General features: G+C 32.3%; 16 protein-coding genes. 13 read left to right on the forward strand and 3 right to left on the reverse strand.

Annotation, left to right across the window (positions count from 1 at the left end; all coding sequences use genetic code 11):
- Positions 1-10: 10 nt before the first annotated feature.
- The 6 genes from GGR97_RS03770 to groL all read left to right on the forward strand — a co-directional run bounded on the left by GGR97_RS03770 (position 11) and on the right by groL (position 4,923).
- On the forward strand, positions 11-1,237 hold the full coding sequence (locus GGR97_RS03770) for a sigma-54 interaction domain-containing protein (RefSeq protein WP_167897103.1): 1,227 nt from the start codon (positions 11-13) through the stop codon (positions 1,235-1,237).
- Positions 1,238-1,267: 30 nt separating this feature from the next.
- Positions 1,268-1,777: an LptE family protein gene (locus tag GGR97_RS03775; RefSeq protein ID WP_167897105.1), complete on the forward strand. Its 510-nt coding sequence runs from the start codon at positions 1,268-1,270 to the stop codon at positions 1,775-1,777.
- Positions 1,778-1,780: 3 nt separating this feature from the next.
- Entirely contained in the window at positions 1,781-2,488 is a 708-nt protein-coding gene (locus GGR97_RS03780) for a hypothetical protein (protein ID WP_167897107.1), read from the forward strand.
- A 3-nt stretch (positions 2,489-2,491) separates the two neighbouring features.
- On the forward strand, positions 2,492-2,857 hold the full coding sequence (gene secG, locus GGR97_RS03785) for a preprotein translocase subunit SecG (protein WP_209272315.1): 366 nt from the start codon (positions 2,492-2,494) through the stop codon (positions 2,855-2,857).
- A 137-nt stretch (positions 2,858-2,994) separates the two neighbouring features.
- Positions 2,995-3,270, forward strand: a complete 276-nt coding sequence (locus GGR97_RS03790) for a co-chaperone GroES (protein ID WP_167897108.1) — start codon at positions 2,995-2,997, stop codon at positions 3,268-3,270.
- Between the two features lie 18 nt (positions 3,271-3,288).
- Positions 3,289-4,923 (forward strand): chaperonin GroEL, encoded by a 1,635-nt coding sequence (gene groL / locus GGR97_RS03795; RefSeq protein WP_167897109.1) that lies wholly within the window; start codon positions 3,289-3,291, stop codon positions 4,921-4,923.
- Positions 4,924-4,995: 72 nt separating this feature from the next.
- Here the strand turns inward: groL and GGR97_RS03800 are convergent, their stop codons facing one another.
- Positions 4,996-6,414: a DUF4270 family protein gene (locus GGR97_RS03800; protein WP_167897111.1), complete on the reverse strand. Its 1,419-nt coding sequence runs from the start codon at positions 6,412-6,414 to the stop codon at positions 4,996-4,998.
- Positions 6,415-6,430: 16 nt separating this feature from the next.
- Entirely contained in the window at positions 6,431-7,243 is an 813-nt protein-coding gene (locus GGR97_RS03805; protein WP_167897112.1) for a glycogen/starch synthase, read from the reverse strand.
- A gap of 103 nt (positions 7,244-7,346) precedes the next feature.
- Between GGR97_RS03805 and panC the strand changes: the two genes are divergently transcribed.
- The 5 genes from panC to GGR97_RS03830 all read left to right on the forward strand — a co-directional run bounded on the left by panC (position 7,347) and on the right by GGR97_RS03830 (position 11,989).
- Positions 7,347-8,204, forward strand: coding sequence for a pantoate--beta-alanine ligase (gene panC / locus GGR97_RS03810; RefSeq protein WP_167897114.1), 858 nt, complete (start codon positions 7,347-7,349; stop codon positions 8,202-8,204).
- A gap of 40 nt (positions 8,205-8,244) precedes the next feature.
- Complete coding sequence (panD, locus tag GGR97_RS03815) at positions 8,245-8,595, forward strand: aspartate 1-decarboxylase (RefSeq protein ID WP_167897116.1); 351 nt, start codon at positions 8,245-8,247, stop codon at positions 8,593-8,595.
- Between the two features lie 2 nt (positions 8,596-8,597).
- Positions 8,598-9,566: a lysylphosphatidylglycerol synthase transmembrane domain-containing protein gene (locus tag GGR97_RS03820; protein ID WP_167897118.1), complete on the forward strand. Its 969-nt coding sequence runs from the start codon at positions 8,598-8,600 to the stop codon at positions 9,564-9,566.
- 66 nt (positions 9,567-9,632) lie between these two features.
- Positions 9,633-10,988: a DNA repair protein RadA gene (radA, locus tag GGR97_RS03825; protein ID WP_167897120.1), complete on the forward strand. Its 1,356-nt coding sequence runs from the start codon at positions 9,633-9,635 to the stop codon at positions 10,986-10,988.
- 11 nt (positions 10,989-10,999) lie between these two features.
- On the forward strand, positions 11,000-11,989 hold the full coding sequence (locus tag GGR97_RS03830; protein ID WP_167897122.1) for a Kelch repeat-containing protein: 990 nt from the start codon (positions 11,000-11,002) through the stop codon (positions 11,987-11,989).
- On the opposite strand, the gene GGR97_RS03835 is transcribed toward GGR97_RS03830, so the two are convergent.
- Positions 11,982-12,977, reverse strand: coding sequence for a helix-turn-helix domain-containing protein (locus GGR97_RS03835; RefSeq protein ID WP_209272316.1), 996 nt, complete (start codon positions 12,975-12,977; stop codon positions 11,982-11,984). The genes GGR97_RS03830 and GGR97_RS03835 overlap by 8 nt on opposite strands.
- A gap of 158 nt (positions 12,978-13,135) precedes the next feature.
- Here GGR97_RS03835 and GGR97_RS03840 point away from each other — a divergent pair, with 158 nt between their 5' ends.
- Entirely contained in the window at positions 13,136-15,586 is a 2,451-nt protein-coding gene (locus GGR97_RS03840) for a TonB-dependent receptor (RefSeq protein WP_167897126.1), read from the forward strand.
- Between the two features lie 11 nt (positions 15,587-15,597).
- Positions 15,598-16,965, forward strand: a complete 1,368-nt coding sequence (locus GGR97_RS03845; protein WP_167897128.1) for a hypothetical protein — start codon at positions 15,598-15,600, stop codon at positions 16,963-16,965.
- Positions 16,966-17,004 lie beyond the last annotated feature (39 nt).

Genomic DNA, 17,004 nt, shown 5'->3' on the forward strand with positions numbered 1-17,004 from the left:
AAAAACATCTATGGAATCTGTTCAAGTAATTAAACAAAGATTTGGAATTATAGGTAACGATCCTCAACTAAATAGATCTATCGAAAAAGCTACACGTGTAGCTCCTACCGATATTTCTGTATTGGTTATTGGTGAAAGTGGTGTTGGTAAAGAAAGTATTCCTAAAATTATTCATTCCCTATCTCACAGAAAGCACAACAATTACATTGCTGTAAACTGTGGAGCTATTCCCGAAGGAACTATTGATAGTGAATTATTTGGTCACGAAAAAGGTGCTTTTACGGGAGCAACCAATGCTCGTAAAGGTTATTTTGAAGTTGCCGATGGTGGAACTATTTTTTTAGATGAAGTTGGAGAATTACCGCTAACAACTCAAGTTAGATTGTTACGTGTTTTAGAAAATGGTGAATTTATTAAAGTAGGATCTTCTGAGGTTCAAAAAACCAATGTAAGAATTGTAGCCGCTACCAATGTAAAAATGATAGAGGCTATTAAAAAAGGAACTTTTAGAGAAGATTTATATTATAGATTAAGTACGATAGAAATTGAATTGCCTCCATTAAGAAATAGAAACGAGGATATTCATTTATTGTTTAGAAAGTTTGCTTCAGATTTTGCTCAGAAATACAAAATGCCAACGGTTCGTTTAAATGATGAGGCCATCAATTTATTATCTAGATATCATTTCCCTGGAAACATTCGTCAACTTAGAAACATTGCAGAACAAGTTTCTATTATTGAAGAAAGTAGAAATATAAATGCCGAAACACTTAAGCATTATTTACCCGACTTAAGCAAATCATCTTTACCAATGATTTTAGAAGAACAGAAATCTTTTAGTGGAGAAGAAAAATCGAGCTTATTAAAAATGATTTATGAGTTACGTTCAGAATTAAATGAACTAAAACAAGTAACCTTAAACATTATGCACAATGGTAAAGAAAAAGAAGCTTTTATAGAAAACTCTTTACCTAAAGCACTAGCGGCTCCTATTGCAAAAAATCCTAGCTTATTAGCTTATCAAAAAGAGGAAGAAGAAACTCTAGAAGAAAACGACGAAGAATATCCTTACATAGAAACTATTGAAGAAGACGAAAACTTGTCTTTGCAAGACAAAGAAATAGAAATGATTAAAAAATCTTTAGAACGCAATAGCAACAAACGCAAACTAGCTGCAAAGGAACTAGGTATCTCAGAACGAACTTTGTATCGAAAAATAAAACAGTACGATTTATAAACTATATTTGTTCATCAAGTTAAATACATTATGTTAAAAGGAATTCTATCAAAAATTACAGCACTTATAGCCTTAACTACTATTATTAGTTGTGGTATTTACAGTTTTACAGGAGGTGATACTGGAGATGCTAAAACCATACAAATAGATTTTTTTAACAACAATGCAGATTTAATTGAGCCTAGTTTAAGTCAGGATTTTACCATTAACCTACAAGATTTCTTTATTACTCAAACCAATTTAAACTTGGTAAAAAACGGAGGAGATTTACAATTTGAAGGTGAAATTACCAGATACACCATTACTCCAATGACTGCCACAGCAGATCAAACTGCTGCACAAAACAGATTAACCATTGAATTTAATGTTCGTTTTTACAATAGAACTGATGAAACTAAAAACTTTGAAAAAAGATTTAGCCATTTTTACGATTACGATGCCAACGAAATTTTACAAGGGACTACTTTAGAAACTGCCTTTGAAGAAATATTCGAAAGAATAAATCAAAATATTTTTAATGCTTCTGTAGCTAACTGGTAAACTATGCAAGAATTCACACAAGCAATAAAATCTAATCAAATAGAATCCCTTAGTATTGAAAATCTAGAAGGAATTGCTGATGAATTCCCTTATTTTCAGTTTGCAAAAACAATATTATTAAAAAAATATCATCAACAAGAACACTACAAATACAATAGTACTTTAAAAAATGTTGCTGCACACACCGTAAACAGAGAGGTCTTATTTGATTACATTACACATATAGAAGAAATTGTTAAACCTATTGAAAAAACAACCAATACAGACAACAATGTAGACCCAGTCCTCCCTACCAAAACAACAACGGAAGTTAACAAAGAAGAAGCTCCTTTTCATTTTACACGTTCAGAAAAACACAGTTTTCATCAATGGTTACAGCTATCTAGCGCAACTCCTATTGTAAGAGAACAACCTAAAGAAGTAAAAAAAGAAAACAATCCAAAACTGAATATTATCAATAAATTTATTCAGAACAACCCCAAAATAAGTCCTGTTAAAAAGACAACACAAACTAGTTCTGTTGGTTTAAAAACTACAAAATCAGACATTTCTAATGAGTTAATGACAGAGACTCTAGCCAAGGTATATTTGGCTCAAAAGAAATATGACAATGCGATTCAAGCTTACAAAATTTTAAGTTTGAAATATCCAGAAAAAAGTGGTTTATTTGCAGACCAAATACAAAGAATAAAAAAAATACAAAATACATAAATCATGACATATAATATATTGTTAATCTTAATCATGGTAGTTGCAGTACTACTTATCCTAATTGTTTTAGTTCAAAACCCTAAAGGAGGAGGATTATCTTCATCTTTAACAGGTGGTTCTGGAAGTACAATTGGAGGTGTACAAAGCACAAACAACTTTTTAGACAAAGCTACTTGGACATTAGCTATTACTTTAATGGTTTTAATCTTAGGGTCTAGTTTAGTAATTCCAAGGGACGAAGCTAGCAAGTCTGAATTACAAGAAACAATTCAACAAAGAGATCAAGTTGCTCCAGCACAAGATAACGCTGCAGACATAGAAGACATTATTAATGACAATTCTGCAACAGAAGAAAGCACTGAGGAATAATATCTCAAAAAACAACCTAAAAAAATGTCATCATGTCACCACATGATGACATTTTTGTTTTAGAACAATCTTGTTTATGAATTGGCATACTTTTCGTTCCTGTACAAACAACAAATAACAATTTTAATTAAATAATTATGAGTGTAAACATTAAACCATTAGCTGATAGAGTTTTGGTAGAGCCAGCTCCAGCGGAAACAAAAACTGCTTCTGGATTAATTATCCCAGATTCTGCAAAAGAAAAGCCATTAACAGGTAAAGTAGTAGCTGCAGGTAACGGTACCAAAGACAACCCAATTACTGTAAAGGTTGGAGACACTGTATTATACGGTAAATACGCTGGTACTGAATTAGCTTACGAAGGAAACGATTATTTAATCATGAGAGAAAGCGACATTTTAGCAATTATCTAAACAAAAAACTTACTTAAAATGGCAAAGGAAATAACTTTTGATATTGAATCACGTGACGGATTAAAGCGTGGAGTTGATGCATTGGCAAATGCAGTTAAAGTAACTTTAGGTCCTAAAGGACGTAATGTTGTAATTAGCAAAGCTTTTGGAGGTCCACATATTACTAAAGATGGTGTAACTGTTGCTAAAGAGATAGAATTATCTAACCCTTTAGAAAACATGGGGGCTCAAATGGTAAAAGAGGTTGCTTCTAAAACAAACGATTTAGCAGGAGACGGTACAACTACCGCAACTGTATTGGCACAAGCAATTGTACAAGAAGGTTTAAAAAACGTAACTGCAGGTGCAAATCCTTTGGATTTAAAAAGAGGAATTGACAAAGCGGTTGCTTCTATTGTAGCTGGTTTAGCTTCTCAATCTGTAGCTGTAGGTTCAGATTCAGATAAAATTCAACAAGTTGCTGCAATTTCTGCAAACAACGACAATTCTATTGGTGACTTAATTGCACAGGCTTTTGAAAAAGTTGGAAAAGAAGGTGTAATTACTGTTGAAGAAGCTAAAGGAACAGAAACTTATGTTGATATTGTAGAAGGTATGCAATTTGACAGAGGATACTTATCTCCTTACTTTGTAACTAACTCTGAAAAGATGTTAGCTGAATTAGAAAACCCTTATATTTTATTATACGATAAAAAGATTTCTAACTTAAAAGAGTTATTACCAATTTTAGAGCCTATTTCTCAAAGTGGAAAACCATTATTAATTATTGCTGAAGATGTTGATGGTGAAGCATTAGCTACTTTGGTAATGAACAAATTACGTGGTGCTTTAAAAATTGCAGCGGTAAAAGCTCCTGGATTTGGAGACAGACGTAAAGCGATGTTAGAAGATATTGCTATCTTAACTGGAGGTACTGTTATTTCTGAAGAAATGGGATTAACGCTTGAAAACTCTACACTAGAAGCTTTAGGTACTGCAGAAAATATTACTATTGACAAAGACAACACAACTATTGTAAATGGTTCTGGATCTACTGAAGCTATTGCTGCTAGAGTAAATCAAATTAAAGCTCAAATAGAAACTACTACTTCTGACTACGATAAAGAAAAGTTACAAGAGCGTTTGGCTAAATTAGCTGGAGGTGTAGCTGTATTGTATGTTGGTGCTGCTTCTGAAGTTGAAATGAAGGAGAAAAAAGATAGAGTTGATGATGCTTTACACGCTACTAGAGCTGCTGTAGAAGAAGGTATTGTTGCTGGTGGAGGTGTTGCTTTGGTTAGAGCTAAAGAAGCATTAGCAAGTCTACACACAGAAAATGCTGACGAAAAAACAGGTATTGCTATTATTAACAGAGCTATTGAAGAGCCTTTAAGACAAATTGTAAGCAATGCAGGTGGTGAAGGATCTGTAGTAGTTGCCAAAGTAATTGAAGGAAAAGGTGACTACGGTTACAATGCTAAAACTGAAGAATACGTTCAAATGTTTGCAGCCGGAATTATTGATCCAACTAAAGTAACTCGTGTTGCTCTAGAAAACGCAGCTTCTGTTGCAGGTATGATTTTAACTACCGCTTGTACATTAACAGAAATTAAAGAAGAAGAAACTGGAAATGCTCACGCAGGAATGGGTGGTGGAATGCCAGGAATGATGTAATCATTTTCTTATACAAAACTAAAAATCCCAACTCAATGAGTTGGGATTTTTTTATATTAACTATTTAAAAACTTATTCATTTATTTTAGAATAAATCAACTCTAATATTGGAGCTTTAGTTTCGCTACTCACATCATTTAAAAGCACCAATCCTTTAGCAGTAGTAGATCTTAAATCTACAAAAGTAGTTTCAGACCTACTTTCTTTAATTCTTAATTCCGAAATTTCTCCATCAGCCAAAGCATCTTTTATAAACTTAGTAATCAAAAATCTTACGTATGGATCTGTTCTATTTTCTGTATCATTAAACCGAACAATACCATCAACAAAGCTACTAGCTCCTAAATAAGAATAATCTTTTATAGGAACAGCCTCTCCTTCATCATTTACAGCATAAATATGCAATGTACTTAACAAATCAGAATAATCTCCATCAACAGCCTCTTTGATGTAAACTTTTAACATTGCTTGATTAATTAGCCATTCCTCATTTTTAGAGTCTACGCTATAGTCTGCAACTATTTCTGATATATCAACTTTTGCATGATAACCACTTGCTCCCTGAACATATACTTCATTTGGCTGGTTAGCATTTGCATGATCGTGACTGTATAAATTGTGTAACGCTCCGTTTAAACTAAAAGACAATACCTCATCAACATCCTCTTTTCCAACTTCTTGATTGGTATATTCTATCTTTAATCTTGCAGCTCCTAAATCAAAAGGAACAACTAAGCCATCACCAGAAACTTTAGTAGCCTCAAATTTTACCCCTTTAAAGAATTTTCTCATTTCATCATCATTTGTAATCGTATTACTATCCAATGCATCTAGAAAATTGGTTTTAAAATCATATGAATCTAAAGGAATTCTTAATGTATCAGCTTCTTCGTAAGTAGCATTAAAACTATAACCAGACAACACACCTAACTCTGTTGGATCAACTAATTTTTCCTTAGTTCCTGCATCGTTTTTACCATTAGAATAATATACTCTTGTGTCACCATTCGCATTAAATCGTTCTAAATAGGTCTCAAAAGTAGAAACTTCAAAATCAAATACTGTTGATATATCTCCAAGAGCATTTGCTAATTCATACACATCAGTCTCATCTGCAACTAAAGAAACCGCTATAGGTATTTCCAAATAAGCATTTACATTAATTGTAGTTACGTCAGCAGGGGTATCGTTATCAGTTCTTTCTACAGGATATGTATCTGCTACAACTTGACCAACAAAACCAGCATTTAGGGTTCCAAAATCACTACTTGTATAATCTCCAACCAAATAAGTTGATAATAAATTTGAAGGTACAGAGTCTATAACTTCTGTTTCAATAACAGGATGAATATTAATTGTATCTCTAACAAAACTACTGTTGTTAATTAATCCATCAGCAGAAGTAGCTATATCATTGCTACAGCTCACAAAAAAAACCATAGTACCAAGAGCTGCTATGGTTTTAAAAGACTTTATGTTAAAAAGTGTCATATGTTCTTTTTATTCTTTATTGATTCATAACTTTTTCTGAATAAAACTCTAAATAAGCTTCAGCAAAAGTATCTTCAGTTTGATAATCTAAAAATGGTTTTTCCAACTCATCTAAATAATCTTCTAAATCATCATTCACAAATCTACTTGCCTTAATTACAGCATCAGAATTATCAATTGCACTTTTTAAAATGTTTGCAAAAGTAGCATCTTTTAATACTGTTATCTTATCCTCAGGAATCTCATCATAACTTACTTTTTCTGCTAAATTACCAGCTAAAGCACCTTCAAATTCATTGTCGTAAACAGAAGTTACAATTTTAGTATTTGCAAATAAAGCATCATCTTTATAATACTCCTTTAAATATAATGGCAATAAACATGCCATCCAACCATGTACATGAATAATATCTGGAGCCCAGTTTAATTTTTTTACAGTCTCTACAACTCCCTTTGCAAAAAAGATAGCACGCTCGTCATTGTCATCAAACATTACGTCGTTTTCATCAGTAAACGTAGCCTTTCTTTTAAAGTACTCTTCGTTATCTATAAAGTAAACCTGCATTCTTTCTTTAGGAATAGATGCTACCTTAATAATTAAAGGCATATCCATGTCATTAATAATTAAATTCATCCCAGAAAGTCTAATTACTTCGTGTAACTGATGTCTTCTTTCGTTAATCACTCCGTATCTCGGCATAAAAATTCTTGTCTGAACTCCTTTGTGATGTGCTTTTTTTGCGGCCTCGAAAGACATTTCTGACATTTCAGTTAGTGGTGTATACGGTGTTACCTCACTAGAAACGTATAAAACTCTCTTGTTTTTCATAAATCATTCAATTATTGAATATAATTTTGCAAAAGTATGAAAAAATACCCAATATATAAGGATTTATAGTAAGTTTGCAGTTGCTCAAATGTAATTGTAAGGAATGAAAGTATTCACTGCTAGAGATTTAACTCAATCGCACATTCTAGACCTTAAGAACAAAGGTCTATCTATTGGTTTGGTTCCTACTATGGGAGCGCTACACCAAGGTCATTTAGCTCTTGTTAAACAAGCCAAGCAACACAATGATATTGTGATAGTTAGCATATTTGTAAATCCTACACAATTTAATAATTCTAGTGACTTAGAAAAATATCCTAGAACGTTAGAAGACGATTTAAAAAAACTACAAAGCGTAAATTGTGACCTAGTATTTACACCAACTACAGAAGAGATGTATGATGCAAATGAAAAAGCAGAAATCTTTGATTTTGATGGTTTGGACAAAGAAATGGAAGGAAAATTTAGAGATAATCACTTTAATGGGGTAGGAACTATTGTTAAAAAACTATTTAACATTACAACACCAACCAATGCTTATTTTGGCGAAAAAGACTTTCAACAATTACAGATTATTAAAAAACTAGTAGAAATTACCCAACAACCTGTAAACATTATTGGTTGTACAATACACAGAGAGGCTGACGGATTAGCTATGAGTTCTAGAAACACTAGACTAAGTAAAGAGCATAGAGAAAGTGCTCCTTTTATTTATGAAACACTAACCCAGGCTAAAAAATTGGCAAACACCTCTACTCCATCTGAAGTAGAAAAATATGTAAGTGATAAATTTAACAATCATCACAATTTAGTATTAGAATATTTTTCTGTAGCTAATGAAAATGATTTAAAAACAGCTACATCTTTTAGCAACACTCAGAAACAGAGAGGGTTTATTGCTGCTTTTGCCGGTGAGATTAGATTGATAGATAACATAGCACTTTACGAATTATCTAACTAGTTATAGTTTAAATTCAGATATAAATAATTAATTTTGCCCCATGCAAATTGAAGTAGTTAAATCTAAAATACATAGAGTAAAGGTTACTGGAGCCGACTTAAACTATATTGGTAGTATTACTATTGATAAAGTATTAATGGAAGCTGCCAACATGATTGAAGGCGAAAAAGTATCCATAGTAAACGTAAACAACGGAGAACGTTTAGACACCTATATTATTCCAGGAGAAAAAAATAGTGGTGAAATTACCTTAAACGGACCTGCCGCTAGACGTGTAGCTCCAGGAGATATTATTATTATTATCTCTTATGGTTTGATGGATTTTGAAGAGGCTAAAACTTTTAGTCCTGCCATTGTTTTCCCTAACGAGGAAACAAACACACTTACTTAAGATTGAAAGCTAGTACCCAAAAAACATTAAAAACAGCATTACCACTTTTATTAGGGGTGTTTTTAATTTGGCTATCGCTTTCTAAACTTACTACTGATGAAATAAATCAGATTAAAGACTCATTTTACAACGCTAATTACTGGTGGATTGGTTTGTCTTTAGTAATTGGTGCCTTAAGTCACTTATCTAGAGCTTACCGCTGGAAGTTTATGTTAAACCCTTTGGGATATCAGCCTAAATTCCAAAACTCTGCCATGGCTGTATTTATTGCCTATTTGGTAAATATGGGTATTCCTAGAGCTGGAGAAGTTAGTAGAGCTGCTACTATTAATCAATACGAAGGAGTTCCTTTTGAAAAAGCATTTGGAACTATTGTAGCAGAAAGATTAGCAGACATGATTGTTTATTTATTTTTAATTGCTTTGGCTTTTATAGCCCAATATCAATTAATTAGCAAATTACTACTTTCTAAAATTCCAGAAAACCCAATACTTTTAATTGGAATTGTATCTGTTATTGTTTTAGGAATTTACCTGTTTTTTAGAGCAACCAAAAAATCTCAAAATCCTTTTTTTAAAAAACTAAGATCTTTTGCTGCCGGATTGTACGAAGGAATTCAGACCATTTTAACCATGGAAAAGAAATGGGCTTTTATTGGTCACACCTTATTTATTTGGTTAGCTTATATAATGATGCTTTACGTAGTAATTTTTGCATTGCCAGAAACTACTAACATTGGTTTTGGTGCCATTTTAACCTGTTTTGTAATGGGAACATTTGCTTTTGCTACCACTAATGGAGGAATTGGATCTTATCCATACATTATTCAACAAACACTATTATTATATGCTGTTCCTATGGGAGTTGGTGCTAGTTTTGGTTGGATTATGTGGACCTCTCAAACACTTTTAGTAATTATTCTAGGAGGACTTTCTTTTTTATTACTGCCTTTATTAAATAAGAGCAGATAAACCACACACAACAGTTGTTAATTTGCCCGCAAGGATTTACATTTATAACTCCTTGTAAAAACCATTATGGCCAAAACTAAAATAGCATATTTTTGTCAAAATTGCGGAACCCAACATTCTAAATGGATGGGACAATGCGGAACCTGTAAAGAATGGAACACCATTGTAGAAGAAGTAGTTGTTAAAGAAGAAAAAGCAGATTGGAAGATTGATAAAACTCCCAGGAAAGCCAACACTCCTTTAAAAGTTAAAGACATTGAAATTCAAAACGAAGTTCGTTACAATGCCGTTAGTACAGAGCTTAATAATGTATTAGGTGGCGGAATTGTTCCCGGATCCATTATCTTATTAGGTGGAGAACCTGGTATTGGAAAATCTACGCTAATGCTTCAGGTTGCTTTAAGTATGAAACATAAAGTTTTATACGTATCTGGAGAAGAAAGCCAAACACAAATAAAGTTAAGAGCAGAACGTGTTCAAAACTTAAATCAGGACTGTTTAATTTTAACAGAAACCAATACACAAAAAATATTCAAAGCCATTCAAATAGAACAACCCGAGATTTTGGTGATTGATTCTATTCAAACTTTACATACAGATTATGTAGAAAGCTCTGCAGGTTCTGTATCACAAATAAAAGAAACTACTACCGAACTTATTAAGTTTGCCAAAGAAACAGGAACTCCTGTATTGGTTATTGGTCACATTAACAAAGAAGGAAGCATTGCTGGCCCTAAAATGTTAGAACACATGGTAGATGTGGTTTTACAATTTGAAGGAGATAGAAATCACACTTATAGAATTCTAAGAGCACTGAAAAATCGTTTTGGTTCTACTCAAGAATTAGGAATTTTTGAAATGAGAAGCGGTGGTTTGCGTGAAGTTAAAAATCCATCAGAAATATTAATTTCTAAAAAAGATGGAGATTTAAGTGGAACTGCTATTGCAGCCACCTTAGAAGGAATGAGACCTTTAATGATAGAAGTACAAGCCCTAGTAAGTACAGCTGTTTACGGTACTCCTCAACGTTCTTCTACAGGATATAATCTTAAACGCTTAAACATGATTTTAGCCGTTTTAGAAAAAAGAGCTGGGTTTAGATTAGGAGCTAAAGATGTATTTTTAAACATTACTGGTGGAATTTCTGTAGATGACCCTGCTATTGATTTGGCTGTGGTAGTTGCAGTACTATCTAGCAATGAAGACGAACCCGTACCCCAGAATTATGCTTTTGCTGCCGAAGTTGGTTTGGCCGGAGAAATTAGACCTATTAACAGAGTAGAACAACGAATTAGTGAAGCCGAAAAACTAGGTTTCGAAAAAATATTTGTTTCTAAATTCTGTAAAACTTCTCAAAAGGAAAGCAATATCGAAATTATTAAAATAAGCAAAATAGAAGATTTGGTAGATCTATTATTCTAAAAACTACACCTATGAAGTTTCTTAAATACAGCTTAATCGGAATTTTTATCTTAGCAAGCAACATTAATTCAACTGCTCAAAACTTGAGTAATTGTTCTTGGCACACAATAGAAACCACAAACCAACCGGTACAAAGACACGAAGCTGCTTTTATAGAAGCCAATCATCAATTTTATTTACTGGGAGGAAGAAGAATTCAGCCCGTTTCTATTTTTAATCCCGAAAACAATTCATGGAACAAAGGAGTTAAACCACCTATAGAATTACATCATTTTGAAGGAATGTCTTATCAAAACAATATTTATGTTGTTGGCGGATTTACAGGAAAATATCCTCACGAAACTCCACTAACAAATGCATATATCTATCACACTAAAAAAGATTATTGGACTAAGGGTTTTGAAATCCCTAAAGACAGAAGAAGAGGTTCTGCAATGGCTAAAATATACAAAGACAAATTATATTTGATTTGCGGAATTACAGATGGCCACTGGAATGGACATGTAAATTGGTTTGATGAATACAATTTTAAAACAAAAACATGGACCAAATTACCCAATGCACCAAGAGCAAGAGATCATGCTGCATCGGTAATTATAAATAATAAACTTTACCTAATTGGAGGAAGACGAAGTTCTGGAATTACAAAACAGGTATTTAACATTACCATTCCAGAGGTAGATGTTTTTGATTTTAAAACTCAAAAATGGTCTACATTAACACAACCTATACCTACACAAAGGGCCGGTTGTATGGCTGTGGCTTTTCAGGATAAAATTATATTTGCAGGTGGAGAAAGTATACATCAAAAACTAGCACATAATGAAGTAGAATGCTACGATACATTAACAGAAACTTGGACAACATTAGCTCCTTTACGTACAGGAAGACATGGCTCACAATTAATTGTATACAAAAACAAAATCTACACAGCCTCAGGAAGTGGAAATAGAGGTGGGAGTCCAGAACTAAAAACAATAGAAGTTTTTAAACTTAAATAAAAAACACTTCAAAATCACTCAAACAAATCATATACAAAATTTGAGAAGTATGCTTTTTTAACTGACTAGGCAAGTAACCTAACATTTTTTTAAAAGCAACTGTAAAATGTTGAGGATTTTTATACCCTACTTCATAAGAAGCTTGGGCAATAGTATATTTTTCTTTCTGAATTAACTCTTTTGCCTTTTCTATTCTTAAAGATGTTATATATTTAAAAATAGTTGTCCCATATAATTGTTTAAAACTCTTTTTTAATTTAGAAGTATTCATCCCTGCCAATAAAGATAACTCTGGAATAGTTAGCTCCTTTTTTAAGTTGAGTCTTATGTGTTTTTCAACTTCTTTTAAATTTACTTTATCCAACTCATCTACCTCATCGTCTTCAACAACCTCTATTGCATTAATGTTTAATGAAATTAATAACAGTTCAGTAATTTTAGCTTCTAAAAAAGCTTTTTTCATTACTCCTCTAAAGCTACAATTCACAATATCGTTTACAACGGTAACCAGTTGCTCATTCATTAAAACACCTCCTTTAAAAAAAGGATAGGGTTCCTTCTTTAGTTTTGCATTTTTTAATTTTTGAGAAGTTCCTGTAAAACAATAACCCATTATATTTTGCAACAATGCCTCTGTAAAAAATATTTCTATAGAATTTTGATGTAGTTGATGAAAAGAGCATTTTGCTTTAGACTCCGGTATATAAAACAAATTATACATCCCTTTTAAAACGTCTACAACACTTTTTTCTTTGTTTTTAAAATTACAAATCCAATTTCCATCCAACTGAAAATGTAATTTAAACAAAGGAAAACTATTAGTTGTAGATAGTTTTACAGCACCTGTATGCTTTATATCTATAAACAAAATATATATTTTATTCAGCTGTATGTCTTTAACACAGCCTACTACACCTTCCTTATCAATCACCCATTCTTTCTCCTCTAATTTTAAACTAGTTAAATCTTTATTAAATTTTTTAACCAACTCACCAGTTTTAAAAATTGAACTTTTTAAACAGATTTCCATTTATTCCTTTTGCGTTATAATAATTTCCTATTGCGTTATCTAGACTAGTTAAACATAAGATACTTTTGCAAAAGTAATTTATTTTTATCAAATCTAAATAAGAAACTCCAACGGAGATGAAAAAAATCCTATTCTTTATTCTTTTCGTTAGTTGTGTGGCTATCGCACAAAGAAAACATCATAAGCACCATGGTAAACACCAAATACTGGTAGGTACCATTGCAAACAATAACGGAGAGCCTTTAATGGGAGCTACTATTTTAGTAGACGATAACAAATATGCAACTATAGCAAATGATAAGGGTGAATATTTTATTCATAACATATCAGAAGGAAAACACATTGTACAAGCATCTTATTTAGGTTTTTCTCCAGAAAAAAAAGAAATTTTTGTTAGTAAAGACCCAAAATCACAAAAAATAAATTGTCATTTTTCTTTAAAAGAGAGTTCAGAATCTTTGCAAAAAGTAGAATTATCTGCAAAATCTCAAAAAACAGAAATTGAAACTAAAGGTTTTGCTGTAAATGTAGTCGAAACTAAAGAAGCAAGTCTTAGAAACGTACAAACTAACGAGTTATTAAACACAACCGTAGGTGTTAAAATTCGTCAAAACGGAGGTTTAGGTTCAAATGTAGAATATTCACTGAACGGATTGTCTGGAAACTCTGTTCGTATTTTTATTGATGGTATTCCAATTTCTATGTATGGATCTTCTTTTAGTCTAAACAGCATTCCTCCTTCTATGATTGAAAACATTGAAATTTACAAGGGAGTTGTACCAGGTCACTTGGCCGATGATGCTTTAGGAGGAGCTATTAATATTGTCATGAAAAAAGGAGCTAAAAGCAATCTTAATGCATCTATCTCTTATGGATCTTTTAACACTTTTCAATCAAGTGTTAATGGTCTGTATCGATTTGATAAATCTGGTTTCACAATAAAAGCATCAGCCTTTTATAACTATTCGGCAAATGATTATAAAGTTTGGGGAAGAGGTGTAGTAGACATTGCTCCTAACGGAAGAACTACTGAAATTACTGCTACAATGTTTAACAATGCATATGAATCCGTAGGAGGAGTAGCGCAAGTTGGTTTTACAGATGTAAAATGGGCTGATCAATTTTTAGTAGGATTTACAGGTTCATATGATTATAAAGAAATTCCAAATGGGGCATTCATGTCCACACTCCCCTACAAAGGAAGATTTATGGAATCCGATTCTAAACTTGCTACCCTAACCTATTTAAAAAAAGATCTATTTACCAAAGGATTAAATGTAAACATCAATGGTTTGTATGGTAAAAGAAACAGAGTAGTAAACGATACAGTTCCCTGGATTTATACCTGGAAGGGAGAAAGGTTAAAAGACTTAAACAATAACGACATACAATACAATTGGGGATCGCAACAAGAAAAAAGTGAATATGGTCCCATTCTAAATTACATAGACAGGAATGTATCATCTATAAGAACAGGTGTTTCTTATGAAATTAACAAACAACACAAAGTTTTATTAAACCATGTATACAGTGGAATTGACAGAGAAGATCATGATGAATACTCATCTGCATTAGCCAATACATTTACAGAAACAAAAGATTTATATAAAAATATTTACTCTTTAAGCTATGAACTAAATGCTTTTGACGAAAAATTAAAACTTAATCTTTTTGGAAAGCATTATCACCAAAAAGTTTTAAACACAAATCCTGTTTTTAACGAAAAAAAAACAGAAGTTATAGAAGAAATTTACAAAAGCAAAAAAAAATATAATGGTTATGGGTTTGCAACTTCTTATGTATTGTTCCCTAACATCACCCTAATTACATCAGCAGAAAAGGCTGTAAGACTACCTGATGAAACCGAAATATTTGGAAACACCGGAGACAATGTAGATGGAAATTTAACCCTTAAACCAGAAATTAGTTACAACTACAATTTAGGGGTACGATTTGGTAAGCTCCATATAAAAAAACATGCACTTACACTTTCTACCAATTTGTTCTCTAGAAATATTCAAGACCTAATTAGTCTTCCTATTAATAGTGAGCAATTAAATCAAGATGATGAAGTTATCAGCTATGTAAACTTAGAAAAATCTAGTACATCAAAAGGAATAGATTTAGATGTAAACTATAGTTATAATAATAATTTTGGAATCAACTTTAACTTATCTCGCTTAAATTTAACAACCACTGTTAACAACCTAGAAGTTGATGTACCCAACACCCCTAAATTCACAATGAATGCAGGTACGCGTTATTCCATTAAAAACTTTATTCAAAAAAACTCTCGTTTAAACCTATTCTATAGCATCTATTTTACTGATGAGTTTTCCTATATACAATCTCAAGAAAGTGGTGTTAGAGATGATACAAACTTTTCAGATGTTCCACTACAATTAGTTCAAGACCTAGGCTTGAGCTATGCGTTCCCTAAAGAACGTTTTGTGTTAAGTTTTGATGCCAAAAATATATTCAACAAAACAGCATATGACAATTTATCTATACAAAAACCAGGTAGAAGCTTTTACTTAAAATTAAATTACACAATCAATAAATTCTAAATACAATCAATATGAAAAATCAGTTTTTTAACCTAAAAACAATAACACTAGCCTTAAGTTCTTTATTACTTATTGTAGGTTGTAGTGAAGATGATAAAGTAGATGGAGCTAGTACTCCTATTGAAACAAAAGATGCATCAGACAGATGGATTACTGTAGCGGGTGCTAAAATGGGTACCAATCCTGGAGATGGTAATGGTGGAACACTTGTATACACTGTAAGTAGCCAAAATGCTAAAGACCCAAATAAAGTAATTGCTCCTTTTGACAATGGATATGTAGTACCTTCTAACAGGACGGCAAGATTACAAGCTTCTGAAGATGGAAATACATTATTTAATATTACTTACGCAGGTGATACTGGAGGAAGTTTCTTTAAATACACAGTAGGTGGAGGACAAGAATTTAACCAAATTGGATTGCCAGTTACAGTTGCTCAATATGTAGGTACAGCTCCAAGATGGATTAAATTATTTGACGGAGATAATACAGGTGCAGCTGTATACGTATCTACAAACGATATAATAGATGATAAAGGTACAGACGATGTAACGGATGATGTATATCAAAAAACAGAGTCTAAAATTGCTGTAGTAACCATTAATTTAGCAGACCAAGCTATTAATGAATTTAAAGAACATACTATATCTTTAAATGATATAGATGCTGCCAAAGGATATTATATTTCTAGAATAGATATGCCTGTTTTAAATGCTAGTGGAGATAAATTATATATTGGTGCACAGGTAAGGAAAAAAGACCCTACAACCTTAGAAGGAGATAGCGATTACGAAATTTTAGGTTCTAAAACTATTGTATTAGACTACCCGTCATTAGACAATCCATCTATTATTTCTTCTACTATAGGACATGGAAATACAAACGGATACCGTAGTATTAATGCTTTTGAGTATAACGGAGATGTGTATCAAGCAAACCAAAGTGATCCAGAAGGTTCTCATATCTTAAAAATTGGAACAAACAATCAATACGATGATACATTTGATTTTAATTTAGATGATGCTTTAGGAGTTACAGGTGCTTATGTATTAGCATGGAGACCAGCAGCTAACGGAAAAGCAGTCCTAGCTTACCGTCACGAAGGTTCGGAAGAAGGTGCTGCTGGTGCACAAGGATTCTTTGCTTTAGTAGATTTAAACGCTAAAACAGCTACAAAAATTAATAAAATTCCTTACAGCGCAGATTTCTACTTATTCCAATACCAAGGTTTTGCAGTATATGGAAATGAAATTTATGTAACTGAAGCTCCTGTTGGTCAAGATGGAAACATCTATGTAATAGACACAGAAACTGGAGTAGTTACTAAAGGTGCTCAATTAAAAAATATAGAAGGAAGTCACTTTATCGGTACTTTCTAACACAACAAAGAAACACTAATTCTTAAGTCCCTTTCTAAA

This window comes from Wenyingzhuangia aestuarii (assembly GCF_011927765.1).
Lineage (GTDB): Bacteria > Bacteroidota > Bacteroidia > Flavobacteriales > Flavobacteriaceae > Wenyingzhuangia > Wenyingzhuangia aestuarii.